Raw genomic sequence first — 25,778 nt, forward strand, 5'->3', positions numbered from 1 at the left:
GGTATACATAGGCTAAAAAAACAAGATTTTTTACCAAACAAAATATGGTGAGTATAACATCAAAATTATAAAATGTATATACAAATTCATTTTATTCTTAAAATAAATCCGGATTTAAATTTAGTTTTCTGAAATTGAAATTTTCAAACAATATTGTAAAAGTATAACTTACTGAATCATGTTTGTCCAATTTCTGAATCGATATTCTTCTTAAATAAGCTCACACAGTCTATAGATTTTGTTTAATTATTAATAATTTTACTCATTTATTTCTAATTCATAAAAAAACGGTTAAGGCTAATCATGCCCTAACCGTTACTTTAGAAATTTACCTTAACCTTTATAATAAGATACTGCTGTCGCAATACCTTGCCCGCCACCAATGCATAATGAAGCAATACCAGATTGCTTTTCTTCATTTAATTGATGTAACAGTGTCACTAATATACGTGCACCTGAGGCACCTATTGGATGACCTAAAGCAATAGCACCACCCTTAGTATTGACCTTTTCAGCAGGTAATTGTAATTCTTGATTTACTGCTAAAGCCTGTGATGCAAATGCTTCATTAAGTTCGAAAACATCGATATCTTCAATAGATTGATTTGTGCGTTGTAGTGCTTTTTTCACTGCGTCTACTGGACCAATACCCATAATAGATGGATCCACACCGCTAGTGCCAAAGCCGTCTAAAATAGCGATAGGTTTGATATTTAATTCTTTTGCCTTTTCTTCAGTCATTACTAACATCATTGATGCGCCATCATTAATACCTGATGCATTACCAGCTGTTACTGAGCCATTCTTTTTAAAGGCGGGTCTTAAGTGACTCAATTTATCAGCAGTTGTGCCTTTTCTAATACCTTCGTCTTCTGATACGACAATAGGCTCTCCTTTACGTTGTAGTACCTCGACTGGAACGATTTCCGCATCAAAAGCACCACTATTTTGAGCGGCCTCTGCTTTTTGTTGTGATTGAGCAGCCAATTCATCTTGTGCTTCACGGCTAATACTATATTTTTCGACTAAGTTTTCAGCCGTAATACCCATATGATAATCATTAAATACATCTGTTAATCCATCTGCTACCATACTATCAACTAACGCTTGGTTACCCATTTTAAATCCGAAACGTGCATTCTTCATAAGCATCGGTGATTGTGACATACTTTCCATGCCACCTGCTAATACGACGTCATTGTCACCCGCTAAAATGGATTGATACGCTAATTGAATAGATTTTAATCCTGATCCACAGACTTTATTTACTGTAAACGCTGGAACAGATTCAGGTAAACCACCCTTAATTGATGCTATGCGAGCTGGGTTTTGTCCTTGACCTGCTTGTAAAACGTTACCTAATATCACTTCATTAATTTCATTTGGATCAATTTGAGTTGTTTTTAAAATGTGTTTAATTAAAGTAGCACCTAAATCATAGGCAGGGATATCTTTAAAAGCACCTCCAAACACGCCAATTGGTGTACGATATGCTTCAGCTAATACGATACGAGACATAAGTTAGCTCATCTCCTTTTAATTTATATAAAGATATACTATGTCAATTTCATTAATGAATAAAGCAACTTTTTTCATCACAAAAATGCCTTGATGATCAATACATTATAATGACTAGTAATGAAAAATAGTTATTAACACGCTTGTTCACTCATTATTCATATTTTACCAAAATTCTATTCAAATTTACCACAAAGACCATAATAAGAAACAGTTATAACTTAGTTACATATGTATACATTAAAAATGAACCACTTGAAACGATCTGATTTCAAGTGGTTCAATACATTATCTGATTGTTTAGCTTACATTATAAACTATCTCAATATTAAGATTTATAACCAAAATGAGGTATATGTTGCCAACGTTCTTTAAAGTAATGGGCAATCGCTTTTGGCTTACGATCTCGTGTGAAGATACCTTTTTTGTTACCTTGAACACGGATAATACCATTCGATGTTTCAAAGTCAGCAAAGTTCCATGTTTGTTCACCAATGAATTGTGGATATTTATCCATAATTTCATGATTGGCTTTATAGTAATTCAGTTGATACTCTTCTGTAAACATTTGATCATCAATCGCATGTAAACCTGCAACGGTATCCGCACCATACTCTGTAAACATGATTGGCTTATTTGGTTGTCGTTTCGACCATTCGGCTAGCTCCTTATCTAATGCTTGTTTAGCACTTTCTAAATCACCTGATTGTGTATACCAACCGTAGTATCTGTTGAGACAAAGCACATCGACTAAATCTTGAACTTCACATACATCTGGTTGTGCAGTTAATATAGTAACGATAGTCACTGGGCGATGTTGTGGATCTTTTTCACGTGCTAAATTAACAAATGGCTCAAAGTATGCTTTAGCACCCGCTTCATTTGACGCTGGCTCATTGGCAATTGACCACATGACTACGCATGCATGATTCTTGTCTCTTGCAATCAAGTCTTCTATGACTTCTTTATGAGCTTGATGAGTGTCAATTTCTTTCCATGTATCATGTGCAATGGTGCCACCTAAGGCAACCATAAAGTTAAGGTGTATACCGACACCGGTTGTCTCATCTATCACTACAATACCTTGTTCATCTGCTAAGCGCATCATTTCTTCTGAATAGGGATAATGAGATGTTCTAAATGAATTAGCACCTATCCATTTCATCAAGTTAATGTCCATGACATTGGCTGATTCGTTTAAGCCTCGACCGTTATAATACGTATCTTCATGTTTACCAAACCCTTTGAAATAAAATGGTTTGTCATTAATTAAAAACTGTCCATCCTTCACTTCAACAGATCGAATACCAAAACGTTCTGTGTAAACATCTACACACTCATTATCGTTAAGTAATTCTACTTTCATATGGTATAAATAGGCATCTAAAGGTTGCCACAATATAGGATTTTGAATGGTTATATTGCCTTTAGCACCTTCGCTTTCGGCTACTGTATGATCATTTTCATCTAGAATCGTGATTTTAACTTGGTCTACCTTATCGCCACCATTTACCATCGTTACTTCATAATGAACTATACTTTCATCAACCCCATTTAATTCTGGGTTAATTGCAATATCACTAATAAAAGTATGAGGTGTCGTGTAGATTTTTACAGGACGGTGAATGCCTGCATAATTAAAGAAGTCAAAGTTAGGTTCGTTGACAGGTATGACTGTTCCATCTTCCCGTGTTTGCTCACTGTAATTACCCACTGGCAATGTGCTATGTGTTAATACATTGTTTACTTTCACAGTTAAGCGATGAGATCCCACCGTTGCAATATTAGAAATATCGGCTTCAAATGGTAGGAAACCACCAGAATGCGTAATGACTTCTTGGCCATCAATATATACTTTAGCATGATGCGTTACAGAACCAAATCTTAGGACAATACGTTCCCCGCTAAGTTGTTTAGGAATGACAATTGTTCTTTCATAGACGACCTCGCCTACGTGGCGTCTAATGCTCTGAATCACACCTTGATCATTATACGAACCTGGAACCGCCATCACGTCCTCTGTATCCAACGGATGACTAACATCTATTTCTTCTTGATGTTGTACTAATTTGAATTTCCATGTTCCTGACAAATCAACTAACTGTCTTGTTTCAGTTAAGATTGGATATAACAAAATGTTTCCCTCCTATCATTAGACACCGGAATATGCGTTAAATCCTCCATCGATTGGTAATACAACACCATTTACAAAACTAGAAGCCTGTTCACTTACTAAGAATAATAATGCTCCAATTAATTCTTCCGGTTTACCGAAGCGCTCCATAGGTGTAGCATTGATGATTTTTCTAGAGCGTTCCGTGTAACTTCCGTCTTCGTTCAATAATAATGCTTCATTCTGTTTTGTTAGTAGAAATCCTGGTGCAATCGCATTAACTCTAATATTTGTTTTAGAGAAATATACACTTAACCATTGTGTAAAGTTACTGATTGCCGCTTTAGCACCACTGTATCCTGGAATTTTAGTTAATGGTGTGAATGCATTCATAGATGAAATATTAATAATTGTAGCTTCATCTTTGTCTAACATATCTGTTGCAAACACTTGAGAAGGAATAAACGTACCTAAGAAGTTTAAATCCATCACAAAACCAACACTCTTTTCATCTAAATCAAAGAATGTCTTACCATCTTGTTCAAGTTTCCCTTCAAAGCGTTCATCATCTGTTGTGCCTTTTGGAGAGTTTCCACCAGCACCATTGATTAAAATATCTACACTGCCAAATGCATCATTGACTTCTTTTTTAACTCTTTCCATTTCGGCTTTTTTAGTTACATCGCCTAAAAATACACGTGCAGTGCCACCTGCTTTTTCTATTTTATCTACTAGTCCATCTGCGTCTTCACTGATTCCAATCATTGCGACTTTAGCACCACTTTGTGCCAAAGCCATAGACATTGCACTACCGAGTACACCAGTACCTCCAGTAATCACAACGACTTTATTTGATAAATCGACATTGAAAGGCAATTCCATAAATTCCATCTCCCTTTAAAACTATTGTCTACTTTTACTTACTGCTTCATATAAGCCATTTAAATATGTTGCACCTAATGCACGATCATATAATCCATACCCTGGTTTACCAGTTTCGCCCCAAATCATTCGACCATGGTCAGGTCTAATTGGGCCTTCGTATCCAAAGTCATACATAGCTTTTACTACTTCATACATATCGATTGAACCTTTTTCTGATAAATGGGCAGATTCTTGGAATGACTTGTCACCTATTAATTTAACATTACGTGCGTGTACAAAATGTACACGTCCTTTTTCACCAAAGTAACGTAACATTTCAACAAAATCATTGCGACGATCAGCGCCTAATGATCCAGAACACATGGTTAATCCATTATGCTTGGAATCGTATAAGTTAATGAATCGTTCTAAATTATCTTTATTAGTAATGATTCGTGGCAGTCCAAAGATATTCCAAGGTGGATCGTCCGGATGAATTGCCATCAGAACATCTTCCTCTTCGGCTACAGGAATGACTTTTTGAATAAAGTAGTTTAAGTTTTCCCATAGTTTTTCTTCGTCTACTTGTTTATAATCTTCGAATAATTGATTTAAGTCTTCTTTCGTATAACTTGAATCCCAACCTGGAAGTGATAATTCACCACTTAATGGGTTCATTTTTTCAACATCATTTTCATCGTAAATTAAACAAGTTGAACCGTCATCTAGTCGATAATCTAACTGAGAACGTGTCCAGTCAAACACTGGCATAAAGTTATAACAAACAGTTTTAATACCTGCTTCACCTAAATTGCGTAATGTTTGGCAATAGTTTTCAATATATTGATCTCTAGTTGGTTTACCTAATTTAATATCTTCATGAACAGGTACACTTTCAATGACTGATATTTCCATGCCTGCATCTTCAACTTCTTGTTTTAAGGCTTTAATTTTATCTAATGGCCAAACTTCACCCACTGGCACATCATAAATCGCAGTAACAATCCCTTTCATACCAGGAATTTGTTTAATATATTCTAAGCTGATGGGATCATCTTTCCCATACCATCTAAATGACATTTTCATCGTTTAGTCCTCCTTAATGAGCTTGAAATAGTGATATGCATTGTTGTAGCAAATGTTCTCAATCATTCTTTGTAGTAAACGATCATCGTTCGGAATTTCACCTTTTTCTACTAAATCACCTATAAATGTAGATAAAATGCGTCTAAAATAATCATGTCTTGAGTATGAAATGAAACTTCTTGAATCTGTTAGCATACCTACAAAATGCATAAGTAAACCTTGATCTGCTAATGATGACATTTGTCTTAACATGCCACGTTTCGTATCGTTAAACCACCAACCAGCACCGTGCTGGACTTTACTTTGAATACCTGGTTCAGTTTGGAAATTAGCAATTGTAGATCCTACAATATCGTTATAAATTGGATTTAAATTATATAATATTGTTTTCGGTAAGTGATTGTCTTTTTCCATCATATCTAATGTAGCGTTTAAGTGATAAGCAAGATTATTTTGATCTCGAATAGAATCAAATCCAGCATCTCTTCCTACTTGTTCAAACATTTTAGTATTATTGTTACGAATCGCGCCAAAATGAATTTGCATCACCCAACCATGCGCATAATAAGCTTTACTTAAAGCGTTCAACATAAATGTCTGGAATTGGAATTGTTCATGTGTAGATACATCTTCTTTGTTGAGCGCCTTAGTAAATATTGTTTCAATCTCTTGAGTTGTATAATTTTCAAAATGAATTTCCTCTAAACCGTGGTCAGCTAATCGGCCACCTTTGTCATGGAAATATTGAATACGTTGATTGAGTGCTTCTACAAATTGCGTTGCATTTTCAATGTTGTGCGTTGTTCGTTCTAACTTTTGTACGAATTCAAGAAAAGCAGGTTCGCCTACTTTAAAAACATCGTCAGGTCGGAATGCTGGTAAAACCACCGTTTTGAAATCATCTTGTGCTTTAATCGCATCATGATAAGCTAAATCATCTGTTGGATTGTCAGTAGTACAAATCAAATTGACATTTGAATTACTAATAAGAGATTGAGTTGTAACCTGATGTTCTTTCAAATAATCATTCGCACGATGATATATTTCTTCTGCGTTATCACTAGTAAGTAAATCATCAATATTGAAATACATTTTTAATTCTAATTGTGACCAATGATATAAAGGATTCCCAATAGAATTTTCTAATGCTTCAGCCCATTTTTTGAATTTTTCAAGTGGATCTGCATTACCAGTAATGTATTTTTCTTCTATACCTTGCGCTCGCATGGCACGCCACTTGTAATGGTCACCACTCAACCATAGTTCAGCGATATTATCGCATTTAACATTATCACTAATTTGTTTAGGATCTAGATGACAGTGATAATCGTAAATTGGCATATCTTTCGCAAAATCGTGATATAAATGTTTAGCTATTTCATTTTCCAACATAAAGTTTTCATTGATAAAAGCCATGTTATCTCCACTCCTCTATAGTTCTTCTCTTAGTGCAAGTTCTTTAACAATTTGTTTGTGTCGTTTGTCTGTTAATGGATACCAAATGAAGAAGACAATCAGTGCGATTAAGCTTGCTACTGCTGGTACAACAAAGAATAAGACTTTAAGTCCTGCAATCGTTCCAGGTGTTTGATCTACATTTGGCGTGTAACCAATTAATGTTAGCGCTAAACCAGGTACAAATCCTGCAAGTGCTTGAGATACTTTTCTTGTAAAGCTGTAGCTTGAATACGTAATACCTTCAGAACGTAAACCAAATTTCCATTGACCGTATTCCACAACATCGGCAATAAATGCCCAAATAACTGTATTAGGAATAACTAAGAAGAATTGCGCAAATGTATTGATAACTAAAAACATAATGTAGTTTTCACTAAAGAATAAGAAGTTGATACTTTCAAACACGATAAATCCTGCTACACCAATCATTGCAGTCGCTTTTTTGCCCATTTTTTTACTAATTAATGTCGTTGCATATAGAGATGGTAGTAAGACAACAAAGTTTAATGTACTTACGAGACCTACTAAATTAGATTTATCTAGAACATATTTAAAATAATACAACTGACATGATTGAATTAAGAACATAGACATAATTGTTAATAATGTAAAAATAGCCAATGTTGCAAAGGCTTCATTCTTCACCAAATTAAAGAATGCTTTTTTATTGACGCCTTTCTCTTTTGGACGTTCTATAACGTGACGTTCTTTAACACCTTTGTAGCAAATCAAGTGGAAAATGACACCTAATATCGCCATACCAGCCACGACTACTGGATATCCAATAGCATGATTATCAAATTGAGCAACCATAGGTACAACCACAATACCTGCTATAAATAATGCACTTTGTGACCCTAAGTTTCTAAATACTGATAATTGTGTTCTATCGTCCGCATTCAAAGTCATAGCTGCAGATAATGAACCATACGGAATATTAACTACAGAATACGCTGCGTTAAATAATAAATATGTTGCAAATGCCCAAATGACTTTACCTGTATAACTAAAATCAGGTGCTGTAAATGATAAAACCGTTACAATTGCTAAAGGAACTGTACCGTATAAGATAAACGGTTTAAACTTCCCTTTAGGACCGATATTTCGTCTTGAATCGACGATTGTCCCTACACCTGTATCTACAAAGGCATCAAATATCTTTGCCACTAAAAATACAAGACCACCGTAAAAAGCTGAAATACCAAGAATATCTGTAAAGAACATCATTAAATAAATCTGACCCATATCGAACATCATACCGTTACCTAAGTCACCAAATCCGTATGATAACTTTTCTTTAAAACTTAATGTAGCGTCTTCGATATGATTAAATTTATGCATTTTTCGTTTTTCTCTTTTTTCAACTGTATCTCCCATAATCCCGCCTTCTTTCTATCTATTGATATCTCGATTACTTTGAATAGATGCGTAAATATTTTCTAGACTTGCATAACTAAAATCACCAAATATATTGTGTTTATAGCTCATGTTATAAATACCGAATTCAACAATTCTTTCTAAATTCCATTTCTGCATAATCCCATAAATGACACCTACGCTAAATGCATCCCCAGTTCCTAATCTATCCAAAATATCAACATCCAAAGGCTCAGTTTTTGCTAATTGATCCTTTGTAGATAGAAATCCTTGTAAGCGGTTTCTTTTATGGTTAAAAATTTTTCTCTGTACAAACGCAATATATTGAACATTGTACTTCTCATGGATTTGAATTAAATATGGTCGAATGACATCAATATCTGCCATTCTATCCAACCCATCTTTTTGGTCGTGACCTTTGTCATCTGGTAATGCTATCGGTTCATAACCAAATACTAAATCTACATCATATAATATGTCTGACATTTCTTTTCTGGCCGTATCAAAGTCCCATAGCGCTGCTCTAAAATTTAAGTCACAACTTACAAATAGACCTAATTCTTTTGCAACTTTGACTGCTTTTTTCAAAAATAATAATAATTCTTGATTTAGGCCTGCTGTTATACCAGTAATATGAAACCAATCATGACCTTTTAAAATTGATTTGATATCATCATCTCGATGATAAAATTGACTAAATGTACTCATTTGACGATCATAAATAAGTCGATTTGCACGCTGAGCATAACCGCTTTCGATATAATATAGGCCCAATCTGCCTTCCTTCTGACTCATATGCTCAGTATTAACATCATATCGCTTTAAATTTTGAATAATTTGATTACCTAAATCATTATCAGGTACAGCACTAATCATCGACGTTTTGACACCTAATCCTGATAAGCCTATCGCTACATTCATCTCTGCACCACCGTAATTAATATCAAAGGATTGCGCTTGATTAAACGTTTGGTGATTAGGTGTACTTAAACGCATTAGAATTTCGCCAAATGTGATGAATGACATACCATCACCCTCTTATTGTTTTGAATTTTCCGACAAATTTTTCTGTGTTTTCTTTAATTACTGAATCATTTCCATCTTTGGCATTTTTCATTAATGCACTACCAATACCGACTGCAAATGCACCTTTACGATACCAATCTTCTAGATTATCTAATGACACACCACCTGATGGCATGAGTTCAATTTGAGGAATAGGTCCATGTACATTTTTAATAAAGTTAGCACCTAATAAATCACCAGGGAATAACTTCACTAAATCTACACCTGTTTCCATGGCTTGAACAATTTCTGTTACCGAACCACATCCAGGTAAATACGGTACCGCATATCGATTACACATTTTTGCAATATCTGGATCAAAATGAGGACTTACCACATATTCTGCGCCATTTAAAATAGCTAATCGGGCAGTCGTACTATCCAATACCGTTCCTGCACCAATGACCACGTTTTCGTCTGTTACATGTTGACTTAAATGTTGAATCACTTCTTCGGCTTGTGGTGTTGTAAAGGTAATTTCAATGTTATATATGCCGCCATCAATCATATTTTCTACAGCTGCAATTGCATCTGCTTTACTTTTGCCTCTGACAACAGCAACGAGATAATTATCATGTAAACGATTTAATGTCTTCATTTTTTTCATTTACTCAGCTCCTCGCTATTTTTAATAGTTTTCTTCGCCAACCCAACTTCATTATATTTCCAATTCAAAAAACGTCAATTCAGTGTAAAAAGGTCTGAATTCACAAAAAATTAAAACCCTTTCATACAATCTTTAATAAGAGTTGGTATCAAAGGGTTTCTAAAATCTATTCAATTTTGCAGTGTATCACAGTAATGCGTAAGTTATGATGTACCAAATTACACTTAAAAAGTATCATTTAACATGATTTTTTGTAATTTTTTATACTCTTTTATAAAATTTTGACATCAATTTTCAAAATCAGGGCCATTTTCAAAATTTTCTATGACTTGAGCTAGTGAAATCTAAAAATGAGTGATAATTTTAAAATGTAATGTAAAGGTCATAGTAAATCGTAAACCATTATTTTAAGTCACCTTTTCATTACTATAAGATTTCTTATATTCTAATGGCGACTGTTGGTACTGTATTTTAAAACATTTTGAAAAGTAACTTTGCTGCTTGAAACCTACATAACTGGATATTTCTTCCACAGTCATGGGCGTATTAAGTAGTAAATCTCGTCCCTTTTCAACACGTAGTTGCATAATATATTGAGATAAAGACTTTCCTGTTTCTTGTTTAAATAATCTTGAAAGATAGGATGGCGCCAACCCTACTAATTCAGCCAATTCTTCTAGATGTATAGGATGGTCCAAATTAATCTTAATATGTTGAATGACTGTGTTGATATTAGAACTATAATTTAATGATTTAACTTTTAATGCTGTTTGTGCATAATCAAATATCATTCGTTTCGTAATAATTTCTAAAGTTTCAACATCTCCAGCATCATCAATTTCTGCTGCATAATTAGCAGATATTTCATTGATGATGAGTAAATTCACATCTGCTTTTTCAATACTTTTACGACACAGTGTGTTAAGTAGATACGCTTTATATTTATGATTTAATAAATCATCTTTAACACGCCTAATTCCTGCAACTGAAACATGCACTACAGAAAATAAGTTGAGTGCTTCATCGACATTGCCATTTTGAATAGCAGTTAACATTTTATTCTCATTGTCATAACACATTTTAATTTTGTTAAATGTATACTCATATTGCTCTTTATCTTGCGCATGTGATTCTGTATTACGATGAAAGCTAAAATCAAGTGTCTCAACTTTATAATGTACGTTTCGATTTTTTAAATATCGTACAGTTAAATGTGCCATTTTCAATGCTTGACTGTACGGGCAAACAGGTATTTGTAATAAGTATTGTTTTAAGATCGATAATTTAGAATATTTAATTTGTACTTGTTGTAACATTTCGTGGCATCTTTTTTCATTTGGTCGTTGATGTAGAAACGGACCAAGTATGACCACTCGATTATATTTTCTGTATTTAAATAGCAAAAAATTAACATCAAATTGATTCACATAATGATAAATACGATCGCTGTTCATATTTTCTAAAAGTTTCTTTAACTCTACTTTGTATTTTTACTTTTAGTATTTGTAAATGGCGACTTTAAGTGATTACTAATATTTTTTATATCTGATAACTCGTAATGATTTAAATCAATCATTAATAATTCAAAAGCATGTACTTTTAATACATCAAAGATTTGTTGATTTAACATAATGATCACCTTCACTTAAGACTATAAACCGAGCAGAAAGGATTGAAAAAATTGAATTATTCATTAGAAAATTTTCAACCTCAACATGACTACCTAATTTGCGTAGATTCAGATGGTTGTGGCATGGATACAATGACAATCAAACATGAACGCGCATTTGGACCTGTCTTATTAGATATTTGGAATTTAGATGATATGAAAGAACAAGTTTTAGAGCGTTGGAACCAATTTAACCTTTATGAAATCACACGTGGTATTAATCGATTTCAAGGTTTAGAAAAAATGCTCAAAGAACTATATGAGCAAGGTCGCACTGTTGATGGCTATCATGATATTAAAGAGTGGGTCGATCATACTTCAACATTCTCAAATCCACAATTAGAACAAGATATGAAAGCGCATCCACAAAAGAAAGGACTACGTTTAGCCTTAGACTGGTCTAACCGAGTTAACGAATTAATCGGTAGATTACCTAGTCTAGGCGCATTTGAGAATGTTCATTCAACTTTAAAACATGCACACCATGATGCTGATATTGTTATTGTATCATCTGCAAATTTACAAGCGGTGGAAACTGAATGGACTGAACACCATTTAACATCATTTTTGACTAGTATCTTCGCACAAGAGGTAGGTACTAAAAAACATTGTATTCAACAACTTAAACAACACTATAAACCAGATCATATATTAGTTCTTGGGGATGCAAGAGGCGATTTACAAGCTGCCCAAGACAACCAAGTTTATTTTTATCCTATTTTGGCTGGAAATGAAGCAACATCTTGGTCTAACCTAGATCAAACCTATCTCAAACTATTTATCAATAATCAGTTTGATAATACTATTCAAGACCGTGTAATTCAACAATTTTATAATAATTTTGACTAAAGGAGCGTTGTTATAATGGTAAATGTAGACTTAAAAGCTAAACCCTATTATCTTGATAATCAACAAATTGAATGGGTAGAAAATACGTTATCTCAGCTCACTGACGAAGAAAAAATCGGACAATTATTTTTCAACTTATTTTCTCTAGAAGAAGATGGAGACTTTAATAATAATGACCTTACAAATAAAGATATTTTAAATCAGTATCATATAGGTGGTGCACGATACCAAGGTGGTAATAAGCATCAAGTTCAAAACCTTCTCAACGACTTACAACACAATAGTAAAGTACCATTATTAATAGCAGCAAATTGTGATTCTGGTGGTAATGGTGCATGTAAAGATGGGACTTATATTGCCTCTGCAGCACAATGCGAAGCAGCTCAAGATATGAAAGTTGCTTATCATGCAGGCTATGTATCAGGTCGAGAATCACATGCATTAGGAGTTAATATCAACTTTGACCCTTGTGTAGACATTCTTAAAAACTGGCGTAATACTATCGTTAACACTCGCGCATACGGAACAACAGCTGACACAGTTATTAAATATACTAATGCCTTTATCGAAGGTTTCAATGAAACTAAAGATATGATTACTTGTATTAAACATTTCCCGGGTGATGGTACTGAAGAACGCGATCAACATCTCGTTTTAGGCGTTAATGAAATGACACCTGAAGAATGGGATCAAAGTTTCCGTAAAGTGTATACCAACCATATCAATAATGGTGTAGAAATGATTATGTCCGGGCATATTGCTTTGCCACATTATTCTAAAAAGTTAAATCCTAACTTGCATGATGAAGACATTTTACCTGCATCATTATCTAAAGAACTTATCACAGACTTATTAAAACAAGATTTAAACTTTAATGGATTAGTTGTGACAGATGCAAGTCATATGTTAGGAATGACGGCTTCAATGAAACGTGAGGACTATGTACCTTTAGCTATCGCAGCTGGTTGTGATATGTTCTTATTCTTTAATGATATAGAAGAAGACTTCAATTTCATGCTTCAAGGTTACCGTAAAGGGGTCATTACAGAAGAACGACTTAACGATGCGGTTACACGTATTCTAGGTCTCAAAGCTAAAATTCATTTACACGATAAACAAGCACAACAAAAGTTAGAAAAAGAAGAGGCTGAATTAGATGTCATCGGTTGTGATGAGCATATAGAAATGCAAAAAGAAGCTGCCGATTTAGGTATTACATTAGTTAAAAACACGCTCAACCAACTACCTATTCGTCCCGAAACACATAAAAACATCCAACTTTATGTTATTGAAGGCGAAAAAAATGGCATTTATAAATCTGATGACTCAGTGACTGACCACCTCGTAAGTATACTAGAAAATAAAGGATTTAACGTTACAGTGAATGATGGTTCAACACGAATTAAAGGTAAAACATTGGACTACCGTAAAAAGGTAGATGCAGCATTAGTATTCGCCAATATCGTTGGATATGCTGCAGAAAATAATTACCGTATACGATGGTCAACTGCAATGAGTAATGAGATTCCATGGTATGTTCACGAAGTACCTACTGTTTTCACATCACTCAACTTCACTACGCATTTACACGATGCAACAATGGTAAAAGCATACATTAATGCATACCATTCAAACAAAACAAGTTTAGAAACGGTCATAGATAAAATCATGGGTAACTCTGACTTCAAGGGTAAACCTAATGATTTAGTTTGGACTAATAAATGGCAAGCTAAATTATAATAAGCAATTAATTAACCCCATATAACGCATAAAGATAACAACTAAGTTATCTTCATGTCTATATGGGGATTTATTTATACTTTAATAACCTATTTCCATATCGTTACTATTACATAATTGACGATAATCGTCATATTGTATGTTTTTACCAATTAACACCAGATATTGCGGGACTTCTTTCTTAAATGCTACTGGCGTTAATTCAAACTGACCTTGCATATATTGAACTAAATAAGTATGCGGTTGGTCTATGAATTGAATAAATCCTTTCATACGATAAATATTTGACGGTAAGGCGTCTAAATAATCTATAAACTGTAGTTTGGTACATTTGACTGGTACATCGATGTATTGATGATGAATACCTTTATGAAGTGATTGATGATCTATTTTAGTCTTTGTCATCTGTACATTGTTATCGGTAGTTTTTGTATACTTAGGCAAAGTGATTCGACCGTACATACCTACTTGAATATCTGCTTCTGGATTGATAATTTCTAATTCTTTTAATAATTGGCTGGTAACATTCACATGTGTTAAATCAATTTTATTCACAAATAAGTGAGAACAATGACTCAATTGTTCATAAAACAAACCTTGGATATCTTTTGGATAAGATTTTAATGATTGATACATTTGTGCATCTACAATGCCCAACATATGTTTAATACTAGTAAATGGTGCTAAGATGGGTGTTAAACATGCATCTACAACTGCCAGTGGTTCTGCGATCCCACTGCATTCAATAAATACAATATCAGGTTGATAATCTAAATATAGTTGATGCAATTGATCTGAAACATCTGCTTTCATTGCACAACAAATACAGCCTTCAGTAAGCTCATTTAAAGGAATCTTTTGATCAATTAATTGACCATCCACACTTTGCTTACCAAACTCATTCATAATTACCGCTGGTTGTAACCCTTGTGCCACCGCTTCAGACACGAGATGATTCAATAATGTGGTTTTACCACCACCTAAAAACCCTCCTATGATCACAATATCCATCTTAGCCACTCCTTTTAATTCATAATTGCTATAAGCTTAGCAATGGTTGCAATAATGATAACCATACTAAGTGATGTCACCATTTGTTTTGCTATCATTTTAAAACTTTCATTCAATCCAAGTTGTTTAAATACCATGGTCATCGTGACAGAACACGCTGTAAATGTGGAACTAAAAAAGACTAATAACAATAGTTGTATGACAGACAATTGTCGAATGTAAGCACCTTGATGCATATTAAATAACAACATGCCATCTTTTCTAATCATGGAAAATAAGATACCTGGAGATAATTCATTGGGAATACCTAAATACATCAATATTGGCATGAATACATGTGAAATGAGCGATAGAACGGGCGTTAAGGAAATGATACTAACAATGAAACAGATTGTGATAAAGATTGGCATAGCTTGAATGACAAACATGCAAATATTACCCCAAATTTGTTGACTCAATTGTCGCATAGAAGGCAAGTGTATGGTGGACCTATTAACAGTTTGAATTGCAAATGGGTGATGGTTTGTCCTCATCCATAATCGATTATGGATAATGCCACCCACCAATACTAATATTAAATAAGGTATAAATAGCCACGAATGACCTGCTACGCTAAATATAGATAACGTCGCTCCTATTTGGTAACTGCATGAACTTCCAAAACTAATCAAACTCATGCACTGTGTTTTGGTACAAGCATGACATTGATGGCCTGCTTGTGTAATAGCCGCAGCATTACATCCAAATCCTTCTAATAAAGGAATGATATCTTCTCCATTTAATCCAATGCGTATCATCGTGGGTTCAATTGCCCAAGTGATCCAATCCTTTAAATGGCTTTGTTCAACGATAGCTGAAGACAAACTGATTAACACCACTACAGGTAATGCCCATACAAATGAATATGTTCCTAGCGATAACACACCATAATCTCCGAAGAAAATATGTTGCATGATACCATGTTGTAAATATTCAAATGAAGCTAAGAAGCTAATCCAATGTTCGACATAATGACTTTGTAGCCAATCTGAAAAGTGATATGCAACACCAATAGGCAATGCGAACATGAGTAATATCATCAACCAGCCAAGTATCATTTGTAAGATATTCGGTGTTTGATTTTGTCGCTGTTTCTGAAATTGCTCAAGGTGTTGAATAACATAGTGACTATGTTGAGAAGTAGACACTACACTCTCCAATAAAGATATATCCAATTTGTTCTTGATAATCGTTGATTTTAATAAAGCTTTTTCAGCAGATGTCAATCTTGATATATGTTGCATGGTTAAGAGATGAGTATCTTCGGGAATCGCATCATGATACCCACGCTTCAAATCATATTTCACTTCTAACATGAACACGCCACATCACAACAAGTATAGTCATCTAAGTACATTTGATTCTTTTGGTATGATTCTATGACTTGATGATTGACCGGTAAGCCTTCCCTCTGTGCAATCTCATGTGCTAATACAGCAAATCGCGCTCTGAATTTATAGATATAACATAACTTGGCATGATCATTTTCAACTGTAGCACCTATTAAGAAAATATTAGGATAGCGTGTCGACTCATCTTGAAGTGTTAATTTCACATCTTGCTTTGTCGTTTCGAATAATTCTTGAACGATAGGGTTTTGCGTTACATCAAATCCGGTAGCAAGAATAGGTTCATTCACGGTTTGTACTTCATGACCATTTTCAAAATAAATATAGTACCTACCGTCTTGATAATTAATTTCTGAAACACTATAATGCACATTCATTTCTATCAACGCACCTTGTTGGATTACTTGGCTTAAGCGTTGGTGTGTATAAGGTGATAACCTTACACTTGGATCAGCGTCTTCATCATTTAGACCGGTCGTACGTGTATACAATGAAATCGTCGACTGATTTTTAGCTAATTGAATCGCAGCATCAAACCCACTTTCATTACCACCAATCACAACATAGTCTCCCTTATCGAATTCATTAAAGTCGGTCACTTCACTATAATGAATACCATACTTAAATGGTTTGTTTGGAAATTGAAAATCACCAGTAGCTACAAATATATAATCTGCTATGTAATCACCTTGAGTTGTCTTGATGAAATATAGACCCTCTTCCATAGAGACTTGCGTTACAGCAGTGTTAGTTTGAATACTGATACCATAGTGATAAGCCACAACTTCTAAATATTTCGCATACGTTTCCCCAGATACATGTTCCTGGTTAAAAGTGAACGCAGGTGACGTCTCTTTAGAAATAGCATTCATATCTGGCATACCAAATCCATTAGATGTAAACGATGGCGTAATGGTACGAGTTGACTTAGGCCATTGTTTAAATGATGAACCTATCTCTTCTTTTTCTAATATTAAACAATCATCTATACCAAAATCTTTCAATGTGATAGCCATGCCGATACCCGCAGCACCTGCGCCAATAATGACTACCTTTCGATGTTGTTGCATCATTAAACACTTCCTTGAGATATTTATTTTCGGATTCAAATCGAAACAATTACGATTTATAAATTATAGACCTATCTTATTAAAAATTCAATACATCTCTCAATTCTTTTATCATTAATGAACATAAATAACCCAATACTAAATCCACTAATAAAGTAAATTTAGTATTGGGTTATATTATTTGTAGATGTTTTTTAGTTATTTAATTCACATGAATCATCGTATTAATTTGAGATAATTGATTCTCCCTGTCACTATGACTTAAATTGATAAAATATTTGTGTTGCCATTGTTGCGTTTTTAAAGCAGTTACATTTAAATCTGTTTCCCAATCTGGATAAACACGAAAAGCCATTTTACCTTGGTGATGATTATCAGTTAAAATACCATGATTTAACAGTATTTCTTTGTCGAAAATAAATATGCCTTTTTGTGCTTGATCGTTTACATAAATCATTAAATAATCACTCATTTGATCAAAATGTAATGGGGTATTTTGCTCATTGATATCTTTTTCCCACAAAGTGACGAAATAACCCTTTTTCTTTGGTGTCTTTTTAGCCAAACGACTCTTGAAATTATACCCAAATAATTTAAATTCCAGTGCCTCATATTCATGGTTCCACAATTCTCGTTCAACTGTATCTAAAATGGCAGTCTGATAAACTTGTTCTAATTCATTTAATAACTCTATTGATTGATATGATTTAAGATTTTTTACCATGTGATCAACCTTCATTCTGTTTAATTATTTCATTGCTCTTATAAATTAAATACCCTGCATTAATCATTGCCAAAATAGCAAATGCAATAGCTAAAATTAAATGATTATCAATCACACCTAAGGCAATAACAAACATGAACAATATATTTAGTAGATTAGAAATCATAAATCCTTTATTCTCCATTTTTAAAACCCCTTTGTTCTAATAATTATTCATAAATAATAATGCCCTTGTCAGTAGTTTCAATTTCTGAGTTTTTTGGAGTTTGAATCATTTTAAGAACCCAATAAAAGTCTCCAACACAACTACCAGCATGTAATGTCGCCAAAATAAAAAAGAAAAACTTTGGTAATATACCTAAATAAAGCGTAATAATTAATATCACTGTTATAATTATAAATGGTGCAATAGCACTAATTAGAAAAGTCATAGGTGTAAATTGTCCACCAGGTATAGCACAATAAATCATACCACTAGAGTATCCAAAATGTACTTTGTGTCTAGGTGAAAATATTTTGAAAAAAATACCGTGAATGCATTCGTGAATTGTAAAAATTAAGAAATATAAAATAAGAAAAAGTACAATATTACCTATAAATGATTGAAATATATATACAGTATTAGTACTTCTCTCTATAATCCAAAAAATAATACCAAAACCAATAAACAATAAAATCATGTATTGAGAGAACTGTTTCATTAATTTAGGATTATCTAAAATATCAATGCGTTGCATGAAACCACCTCTTTTGAATATATTTATATTTCGTTGATATATGTAATATACAACATATATGTCATTTTGACAAATATACTTGTCAAAATGACGTTTATCATATACATTAATACTAAGGAGTTGATCAACTTGAGAAATCGACTTAAAGAATTACGAGCAAGAGATGGATATAATCAAACTCAATTAGCTAAGAAAGCTGGTATATCAAGGCAAACCGTTTCTTTGATAGAACGTAATGACTTCACACCTTCTATACTTACAGCTATAAAAATTGCTCGTATATTTAATGAACCCGTAGAAAGTATCTTTATCATCGAGGAGGAAGATTTATGAAAGTAGGACGCTATCTATTACTTATGATTATAGGTGGAATCGTAGGTGGTATCGCTGGTTTATTAATACCAACACTCCATAACCTTGGTATATTTGATAAAACTCATTTTACCAGTCAAAATTTTATTATCGTATCTTGCATCATTGCGACATTAATTAACATTATATTAACGATATTTCTGTATATTGAATTAAAACACTCCGTTGACTTAAAAAATAAAATAGCTGAACCAAATAGCAATGTAGATGAAGATATTTTTGAAGAAAAGTCTAGTCTAAAGTTTATAAATGCTAGTTTTATATACTACTTGCAAATTTTAATTAGTTTACTGTTTTTATTCACACTTGTAATTGGTAATGTTAGCGATATCTATACACTTTATTCTATAATTCCATATATGATTACAATGATCCCCTCAATAATGATAGGACTATACGCACGTAAAATAGATAATCGCTATCCTAAATTAGGCGAAGCTAATTACACTGAGAAAACACTATCAATAATGGATGAAGGTGAACGATATATAACCCTAACATCAATGTTTAAGACTTACCATATCAATTTAGTATTAATTATAATTTTTGCAGTCTTTTTATCTGTCCACTCAATCAATACTGGCATAAACCAAACATTGGGTGTGTTATTTCTTATCATTTTATTTATCTATAATGCCTTTGGTTATTTATCAAAAGTTCGTAAATTTTATAAATCGTAGACTGATTGAAATAAATAAAGACTAGATAATTATTTATGTATTATGCACATATATTCACAACGAAACACTGAATATATAATGTATAACCAATAATTATCTAGTCTTTTTCTATTTATGATTCCCATTCTGATTTTAATAAACTATAAACAAAACTATCTGTAAATTGACCTTGTACTTTTTCATCGCTTCTCAGTCGACCTTCTCTTGTAAAACCTAATCGTTCTGGTATCGCTTGGCTTTTTTTGTTTTCAACTGATGCTCTAATTTCCACACGATTTAACTTTAATTCATGGAATGCATAATCAATCAATGCTTTAGTACACTGTGTCATGATGCCTTTTTTCTGATGATTTTCACCTAAATAATACCCAATTGATGTTTTCTTGTTCACATTGTCAATATAGTGTAATCCAATCACACCAACCAATTGGTCTTCTATCCATATGCCACAATGAAAACCATTACCTGAGGCAAATTGGCGTAACGCTGCTTGAATAAATTTTCGACTATCTTCAACTTGGTTAGTATAAGCTACAAATGGTAACCATTCTGCTAAATATGACCTCGATTGATCAACAAGATTAAATAATGTATCCGCTTCTCTCTCTTCTAATATCTTTAAAGTTACGTCTTCATTTACTTTAAATCCAAACATCCTTAACACCCCATTTACATTATTGTCACACAATTCTGTTAATTATCAACATAATAACACACGTTGTGGATAACTTACAATCAATCCTTAAACCTTGATATACATAGTTTTATCAAATTGTTAATTCAAAATTATCCACAACCTCTAAACTTATCCACGAAAAAAGCCCCTATCATTGATTCATCTTTCTTACAAAGTTTTAATCAACGATAGAGACCCTTTATTGATACTTAATTGGGAAATGTTCCTGGATTAAATCCACTTTCACATTTATCGAAAGGCCAATACCTAAACATCACTTTACCGACAATTTGCTTTTTATCAATCAGACCAACATCTTTATACCGGCTATCATTACTATTTTGTCTATTATCACCTAATACAAGATATTTATCTGCAGGTATTTTAGCCTTCCCATTCGCACCATTAAGCGATTTGGAATTAAAATCTTCTGTTAAATACTTACCATCTTTATACTTTTTATTTTCACTCAAATAGGATTCTTTAACTTTTTTATCATTAATATACAATTGATCTTTCTTATATTTAACCGTATCTCCTGGTTTACCAATCAATCGTTTTATATAATCGCTTTTAGAATTAGCATGAAAAATAATGACATCACCGGAATCAATATGATTCAATGTCTTAGATATTTTACTAACTATCACTTTATCTTTATCTTCAAAAGTAGGATGCATCGATTCTCCTGAAACAGTATAAGAAGTACCGATAAATACTGTGAGAATGATAGCGATAATAATACCTTTTGCTAATGCCACAATCCATTCGATCATTTCTTTTCCCATAGAAACTCCTTAACTACAAATGATTATTTATTGAACAACACCATTTTTAATTTTGACGTGTTGTCCTTTTTGAATTTTGTCGTATTGCTTTTTGGGTACAACTACAACACGTTTACCTTGTTTCGTATCAACTGTTACTGTGTATAATTTTTCATGGTCTTTCATTTGATGTTTCAACATGTTCATTTGATATTGAACATTATTTTTCTTTTCCTGACTGGCTTGAGATGCGGAAGAAAAGAGATACAAATATAACCAATTATTATAAAATGACGTCGACATAAATTGAGTTTGATATGCTGCACTTGAACTATAAGGACGTCTTGGACTTACTAAAGATTTGGTATTCGAGTTATTTTTATATTGTTTGCTTTGTGCTGACTTAGATTGACTCGATTTAGCTGCTTGTTGAGACGCTCGTTGACTTGATTGTTGAGCTGCTCGTGACGCATTAGCTGCACTTGAACGGCTCATAGATGAACTTGATGATGTGGATGAAGCACCTCTTGATGAAGCTGATGACGAACTAGATGATGAGCTACTAGAACTACTAGAGCTAGAACCACCTGAAGTACTTGCCGCATCTAATTGAGTAGACAAAGCAACTGTTGTGATAGTTACAAACGTAATGGTTATTAAACTAAATTTACATAATAAACGCTTCATAAACTCACCTCTATTTATTTAGATACTTCATCCTTAGACACTGCTTTACCTTCTGTTTCATCATCGCCGTACATCATATATGGTGGACGATAAACATGAATCTTTTTACCATCTTTAATCATATATGGTTTCTTATTGCCATCACTTAAGATATGTTCGTAAACATGATCTAAAGTTGTTTTTTCCAAATGGGATTTCCCTTTTCTATCTTTATATTTGATTTCAACATTTGGCGTATCTTCATCACCATCATTTAATACTTCGTAGTATTCGTATTCATATTTATCAGATTTTTTACTTTCTTTGGAAGGCTCTTTTTGTTCACCATTACCTCCACACGCAGTTAAAGTTAAACATAATAAACATGTGCTCAATAATAACAAAATCTTTTTCATGAACAGATACTCCTTTCAAATTATAAATATGTAAAACCCATTAATTATATGATTACATAACTTAATTAAATATTTCAATTACATTTACAAAAATTAAATGATTAATTCTAATTTTTTATACGTATTTTTGAATATTACAAATGATTCCCATCAACCACTTTAACCTTTCAAAGCTGTAAGTTTAGGGCGATGATTTGTAAGATTAGATAAAGGCTAGAATGACAGATCACTTCTAAAATAAAGATATAAGCAAATAAGGAGTGATAACATGTCAATCTTACAGGTCAATCAATTATCAAAAATTTATGGCAAGAAGAAGCAATATCAAGCACTTAAAGATATTAATTTTTCAGTTGAAAAGGGCGAATTTGTGGCCATTATGGGGCCATCAGGATCCGGTAAAACAACCCTTCTAAATGTCTTAAGTTCAATTGATACGATTTCGAGTGGTTTTGTGATTGTTGACGGTCACAATATAACTCAATTAAAAAATAAACAACTTGCACAATTTCGCAAGACGTCATTAGGCTTTATCTTTCAAGATTATAGTGTTCTACCAACGTTAACAGTTAAGGAAAATATTATGTTGCCTTTATCTGTTCAACAACATAGTAAGAAGGAAATGGAGCAACATTATAAAGAGGTTACTGATGCGTTAGGCATTTATGATTTAAGCCAAAAATATCCAAATGAAATATCTGGTGGTCAACAACAACGTACTGCAGCTGCACGTGCATTCGTACATCAACCTAAAATCATTTTCGCCGATGAACCTACTGGTGCGCTAGACTCTAAAAGTGCACAAGATTTATTAAATCGTCTTGAAGACATGAATCGAAAATTTCAATCCACTATCATAATGGTCACACATGATCCAGTCGCAGCTAGCTTTGCAAAGCGTGTCATTATGTTAAAAGATGGCAATATTCATTCTGAAATTAACCAAGGAGAAGATAGTAAACAAGCCTTTTATGAACGTATCATTCAACTTCAATCTTCTTTAGGTGGTGTGACTCATGTCATTTAATCAAATCACACTTAAAAATTTACGAATGAATATCAAACACTATGGTATTTATTTATTTTCATTGCTTTTAAGTATCATCTTGTATTTTAGCTTTACCACTTTGCAATTCACACACAGTATTAATAATAATAATGCTTTGGCAATTATTAAAAAAGGCGCCTCCGTGGGGTCAGTATTTCTATTTATCATTATCGTGATTTTCTTGATGTACGCGAATCATTTATTTATTAAAAGGCGTACACAAGAGTTTGCCTTATTTCAACTGATAGGTTTAACACGTAGTAATATTTTAAGAATGCTATGTATTGAACAACTAACAATATTTCTAATCACTGGTGTACTAGGTGTGATGATAGGCATATTTGGTTCTCAACTTTTATTGTATATCGCATCAAAATTAATGCATTTAACAATCAAATTGACTATTGGTTTCGAACCTATGGCTTTATCTTTAACATTATTGCTATTAATTATTGCATTTACACTTATCCTATTCCAAAGCTATATATTCTTAAAAAAGCGTAGTATTTTAGCTTTAATGAAAGACCGCCGTCAGACTGAGGCCACTAAAGTTAAAATTACCTTTTTAGAAGTAATTAGCGGATTGTTAGGTATTGCGATGATTGTTTTAGGTTATTACATGGCTACAGAAATGTTCGGTACATTTAAACAATTAACACTATCTATGACATCACCATTTATTATATTATTTCTAACTGTCGTAGGTGCTTATTTATTTTTCCGAAGCACTGTATCACTGATTTTTAAATCAATTAAACACTTTAAGCATGGCCATGTCTCTATCACTGATGTCGTATTCACCGCTTCAATTATGCATAGAATGAAGAAAAATGCGATGTCTCTAACTATTATTGCAGTTATTTCTGCTGTTACCGTTTCTGTACTTTGCTTCGCCACAATTACACAAGAAAATAGCAACAATACTTTTAAATCTATAGCACCTCAAGATTTTAACTTAACAACTGAAAAGCAAGCTCAATTATTAAAAAAACAATTGGAGAAAAATCATATCAACTATCACACCAAAACGTATGAATCCATTTCTCCTAAATCAGTAGAAGATAAGGTTTTGACATTAAAAAATGATAGTAAAAGTATGGCAATACACAATGTACTTGTACCAAACGACAATCTAAAGGGTACTGACGCAATTATTACAAATACGAAAAATACACCTGGTATTATGGAGGTTCATATTAATCAAACGGTAACTGTAAAAGGTAAGCAACAACAAACTTTTAAAGTGACTAAAGAGGATAAAAATAAAATACTGCCACTTGATCTCACATCTAATATGCCAGCCATTGAAGTCAGTCGTGCCGAATTTAATAAATTAAAGACGGCTGATATCACACACAATATATATGGCATTAGTCTTGACCATCATCAAGACATGAAACAAGCCACACACATTGCAAAATCAATTGATCCTAATATTCAATCGCAAAATGAAATTAAAAAGGACTTAGATGCGACAAATGGTATTTTAGTATTCGTGACATCATTCCTCGGTTTATCATTTTTAATTGCTGCGGGCTGTATTATTTATATTAAACAGATAGATGAGACTGAAAATGAAATTGATCATTTCCGTATATTAAATCGCATGGGCTTTACTCATCATGACATGTTAAAAGGGCTAACTTTAAAAATCATTTTTAACTTTGGCCTACCACTCATTATCGCATTATTACATGCTTTATTTGCTGCAATTGCTTTTATGAAATTAATGGGAAACGTGTCATACACTACCATCATTATCGTGATGATTGTGTACACTATTGTCTACTTTGCATTTGCGCTAATAGGATTCTTACATTCTAGTCGAGTTATTAAAAAAGCAATTTAGTCATTATTTAAATAAAAAGTATAAGGAG

The 25,778-nt window shown here is 33.0% G+C and carries 24 protein-coding genes and 1 pseudogene; 6 read left to right on the forward strand and 19 right to left on the reverse strand.

Annotation, left to right across the window (positions count from 1 at the left end; all coding sequences use genetic code 11):
* Positions 1–333: 333 nt before the first annotated feature.
* The 9 genes and pseudogenes from AC2D8K_RS11025 to AC2D8K_RS11065 form a co-directional block, all read right to left on the reverse strand.
* Positions 334–1,518: an acetyl-CoA C-acetyltransferase gene (locus tag AC2D8K_RS11025; protein WP_484698712.1), complete on the reverse strand. Its 1,185-nt coding sequence runs from the start codon at positions 1,516–1,518 to the stop codon at positions 334–336.
* 328 nt (positions 1,519–1,846) lie between these two features.
* Complete coding sequence (gene uidA / locus AC2D8K_RS11030) at positions 1,847–3,652, reverse strand: beta-glucuronidase (protein WP_207024051.1); 1,806 nt, start codon at positions 3,650–3,652, stop codon at positions 1,847–1,849.
* Positions 3,653–3,670: 18 nt separating this feature from the next.
* A complete protein-coding gene (locus AC2D8K_RS11035; RefSeq protein WP_107532960.1) occupies positions 3,671–4,513 on the reverse strand; it encodes an SDR family oxidoreductase in 843 nt (280 codons plus the stop codon).
* A gap of 21 nt (positions 4,514–4,534) precedes the next feature.
* Positions 4,535–5,581: a mannonate dehydratase gene (gene uxuA / locus AC2D8K_RS11040; protein WP_002451583.1), complete on the reverse strand. Its 1,047-nt coding sequence runs from the start codon at positions 5,579–5,581 to the stop codon at positions 4,535–4,537.
* A 3-nt stretch (positions 5,582–5,584) separates the two neighbouring features.
* Positions 5,585–6,997 carry a glucuronate isomerase gene (uxaC, locus tag AC2D8K_RS11045; RefSeq protein WP_002451584.1) on the reverse strand — a complete coding sequence of 471 codons (1,413 nt, stop codon included), beginning with the start codon at positions 6,995–6,997 and terminating at the stop codon, positions 5,585–5,587.
* 15 nt (positions 6,998–7,012) lie between these two features.
* Positions 7,013–8,416, reverse strand: coding sequence for a glycoside-pentoside-hexuronide (GPH):cation symporter (locus AC2D8K_RS11050; RefSeq protein ID WP_484698715.1), 1,404 nt, complete (start codon positions 8,414–8,416; stop codon positions 7,013–7,015).
* Between the two features lie 15 nt (positions 8,417–8,431).
* On the reverse strand, positions 8,432–9,442 hold the full coding sequence (locus AC2D8K_RS11055) for a sugar kinase (protein WP_002451586.1): 1,011 nt from the start codon (positions 9,440–9,442) through the stop codon (positions 8,432–8,434).
* A 4-nt stretch (positions 9,443–9,446) separates the two neighbouring features.
* Positions 9,447–10,088, reverse strand: coding sequence for a bifunctional 2-keto-4-hydroxyglutarate aldolase/2-keto-3-deoxy-6-phosphogluconate aldolase (locus AC2D8K_RS11060; RefSeq protein WP_484698717.1), 642 nt, complete (start codon positions 10,086–10,088; stop codon positions 9,447–9,449).
* Between the two features lie 407 nt (positions 10,089–10,495).
* A pseudogene (locus AC2D8K_RS11065) lies at positions 10,496–11,718 on the reverse strand (AraC family transcriptional regulator).
* A gap of 51 nt (positions 11,719–11,769) precedes the next feature.
* Here AC2D8K_RS11065 and AC2D8K_RS11070 point away from each other — a divergent pair.
* On the forward strand, positions 11,770–12,606 hold the full coding sequence (locus tag AC2D8K_RS11070) for an HAD family hydrolase (protein ID WP_484698719.1): 837 nt from the start codon (positions 11,770–11,772) through the stop codon (positions 12,604–12,606).
* 15 nt (positions 12,607–12,621) lie between these two features.
* Positions 12,622–14,346: a glycoside hydrolase family 3 protein gene (locus tag AC2D8K_RS11075; RefSeq protein ID WP_002451590.1), complete on the forward strand. Its 1,725-nt coding sequence runs from the start codon at positions 12,622–12,624 to the stop codon at positions 14,344–14,346.
* Positions 14,347–14,427: 81 nt separating this feature from the next.
* Here AC2D8K_RS11075 and AC2D8K_RS11080 read toward each other — a convergent pair whose 3' ends face one another.
* The 6 genes from AC2D8K_RS11080 to AC2D8K_RS11105 all read right to left on the reverse strand — a co-directional run bounded on the left by AC2D8K_RS11080 (position 14,428) and on the right by AC2D8K_RS11105 (position 19,276).
* A complete protein-coding gene (locus AC2D8K_RS11080) occupies positions 14,428–15,357 on the reverse strand; it encodes a CobW family GTP-binding protein (RefSeq protein WP_002451591.1) in 930 nt (309 codons plus the stop codon).
* A 14-nt stretch (positions 15,358–15,371) separates the two neighbouring features.
* Positions 15,372–16,712, reverse strand: coding sequence for a nucleoside recognition domain-containing protein (locus AC2D8K_RS11085; RefSeq protein WP_002451592.1), 1,341 nt, complete (start codon positions 16,710–16,712; stop codon positions 15,372–15,374).
* Positions 16,706–17,815 carry an NAD(P)/FAD-dependent oxidoreductase gene (locus AC2D8K_RS11090; RefSeq protein WP_037552370.1) on the reverse strand — a complete coding sequence of 370 codons (1,110 nt, stop codon included), beginning with the start codon at positions 17,813–17,815 and terminating at the stop codon, positions 16,706–16,708. The genes AC2D8K_RS11085 and AC2D8K_RS11090 overlap by 7 nt, the downstream gene beginning before the upstream one ends.
* 202 nt (positions 17,816–18,017) lie before the next feature.
* The gene (locus AC2D8K_RS11095) at positions 18,018–18,539 is read right to left on the reverse strand and encodes a MepB family protein (protein WP_002451594.1); all 522 of its coding nucleotides are present in this window, start codon (positions 18,537–18,539) and stop codon (positions 18,018–18,020) included.
* Positions 18,540–18,543: 4 nt separating this feature from the next.
* Positions 18,544–18,723: a hypothetical protein gene (locus AC2D8K_RS11100; RefSeq protein ID WP_002451595.1), complete on the reverse strand. Its 180-nt coding sequence runs from the start codon at positions 18,721–18,723 to the stop codon at positions 18,544–18,546.
* A gap of 25 nt (positions 18,724–18,748) precedes the next feature.
* The gene (locus AC2D8K_RS11105; protein ID WP_002451596.1) at positions 18,749–19,276 is read right to left on the reverse strand and encodes a DUF3267 domain-containing protein; all 528 of its coding nucleotides are present in this window, start codon (positions 19,274–19,276) and stop codon (positions 18,749–18,751) included.
* A 129-nt stretch (positions 19,277–19,405) separates the two neighbouring features.
* On the opposite strand from AC2D8K_RS11105, the gene AC2D8K_RS11110 reads away from it, so the two are divergent.
* On the forward strand, positions 19,406–19,609 hold the full coding sequence (locus AC2D8K_RS11110) for a helix-turn-helix transcriptional regulator (RefSeq protein ID WP_002451597.1): 204 nt from the start codon (positions 19,406–19,408) through the stop codon (positions 19,607–19,609).
* Positions 19,606–20,328 carry a DUF3169 family protein gene (locus AC2D8K_RS11115; protein ID WP_049425382.1) on the forward strand — a complete coding sequence of 241 codons (723 nt, stop codon included), beginning with the start codon at positions 19,606–19,608 and terminating at the stop codon, positions 20,326–20,328. Before AC2D8K_RS11110 ends, AC2D8K_RS11115 begins: the two co-directional genes overlap by 4 nt.
* 112 nt (positions 20,329–20,440) lie before the next feature.
* On the opposite strand, the gene AC2D8K_RS11120 is transcribed toward AC2D8K_RS11115, so the two are convergent.
* The 4 genes from AC2D8K_RS11120 to AC2D8K_RS11135 form a co-directional block, all read right to left on the reverse strand.
* A complete protein-coding gene (locus tag AC2D8K_RS11120) occupies positions 20,441–20,983 on the reverse strand; it encodes a GNAT family N-acetyltransferase (RefSeq protein ID WP_002451599.1) in 543 nt (180 codons plus the stop codon).
* Positions 20,984–21,213: 230 nt separating this feature from the next.
* A complete protein-coding gene (gene lepB / locus AC2D8K_RS11125; RefSeq protein WP_002451600.1) occupies positions 21,214–21,792 on the reverse strand; it encodes a signal peptidase I in 579 nt (192 codons plus the stop codon).
* Between the two features lie 27 nt (positions 21,793–21,819).
* A complete protein-coding gene (locus AC2D8K_RS11130; RefSeq protein WP_002451601.1) occupies positions 21,820–22,458 on the reverse strand; it encodes a hypothetical protein in 639 nt (212 codons plus the stop codon).
* Positions 22,459–22,472: 14 nt separating this feature from the next.
* Positions 22,473–22,853, reverse strand: coding sequence for a hypothetical protein (locus AC2D8K_RS11135; RefSeq protein ID WP_002451602.1), 381 nt, complete (start codon positions 22,851–22,853; stop codon positions 22,473–22,475).
* Positions 22,854–23,121: 268 nt separating this feature from the next.
* On the opposite strand from AC2D8K_RS11135, the gene AC2D8K_RS11140 reads away from it, so the two are divergent.
* Together AC2D8K_RS11140 and AC2D8K_RS11145 are read left to right on the forward strand one after the other, a co-directional pair.
* A complete protein-coding gene (locus AC2D8K_RS11140) occupies positions 23,122–23,880 on the forward strand; it encodes an ABC transporter ATP-binding protein (RefSeq protein WP_484698723.1) in 759 nt (252 codons plus the stop codon).
* On the forward strand, positions 23,870–25,750 hold the full coding sequence (locus AC2D8K_RS11145; protein WP_002451604.1) for an FtsX-like permease family protein: 1,881 nt from the start codon (positions 23,870–23,872) through the stop codon (positions 25,748–25,750). Before AC2D8K_RS11140 ends, AC2D8K_RS11145 begins: the two co-directional genes overlap by 11 nt.
* Positions 25,751–25,778 lie beyond the last annotated feature (28 nt).

The organism is Staphylococcus sp. 510 (genome assembly GCF_057219715.1).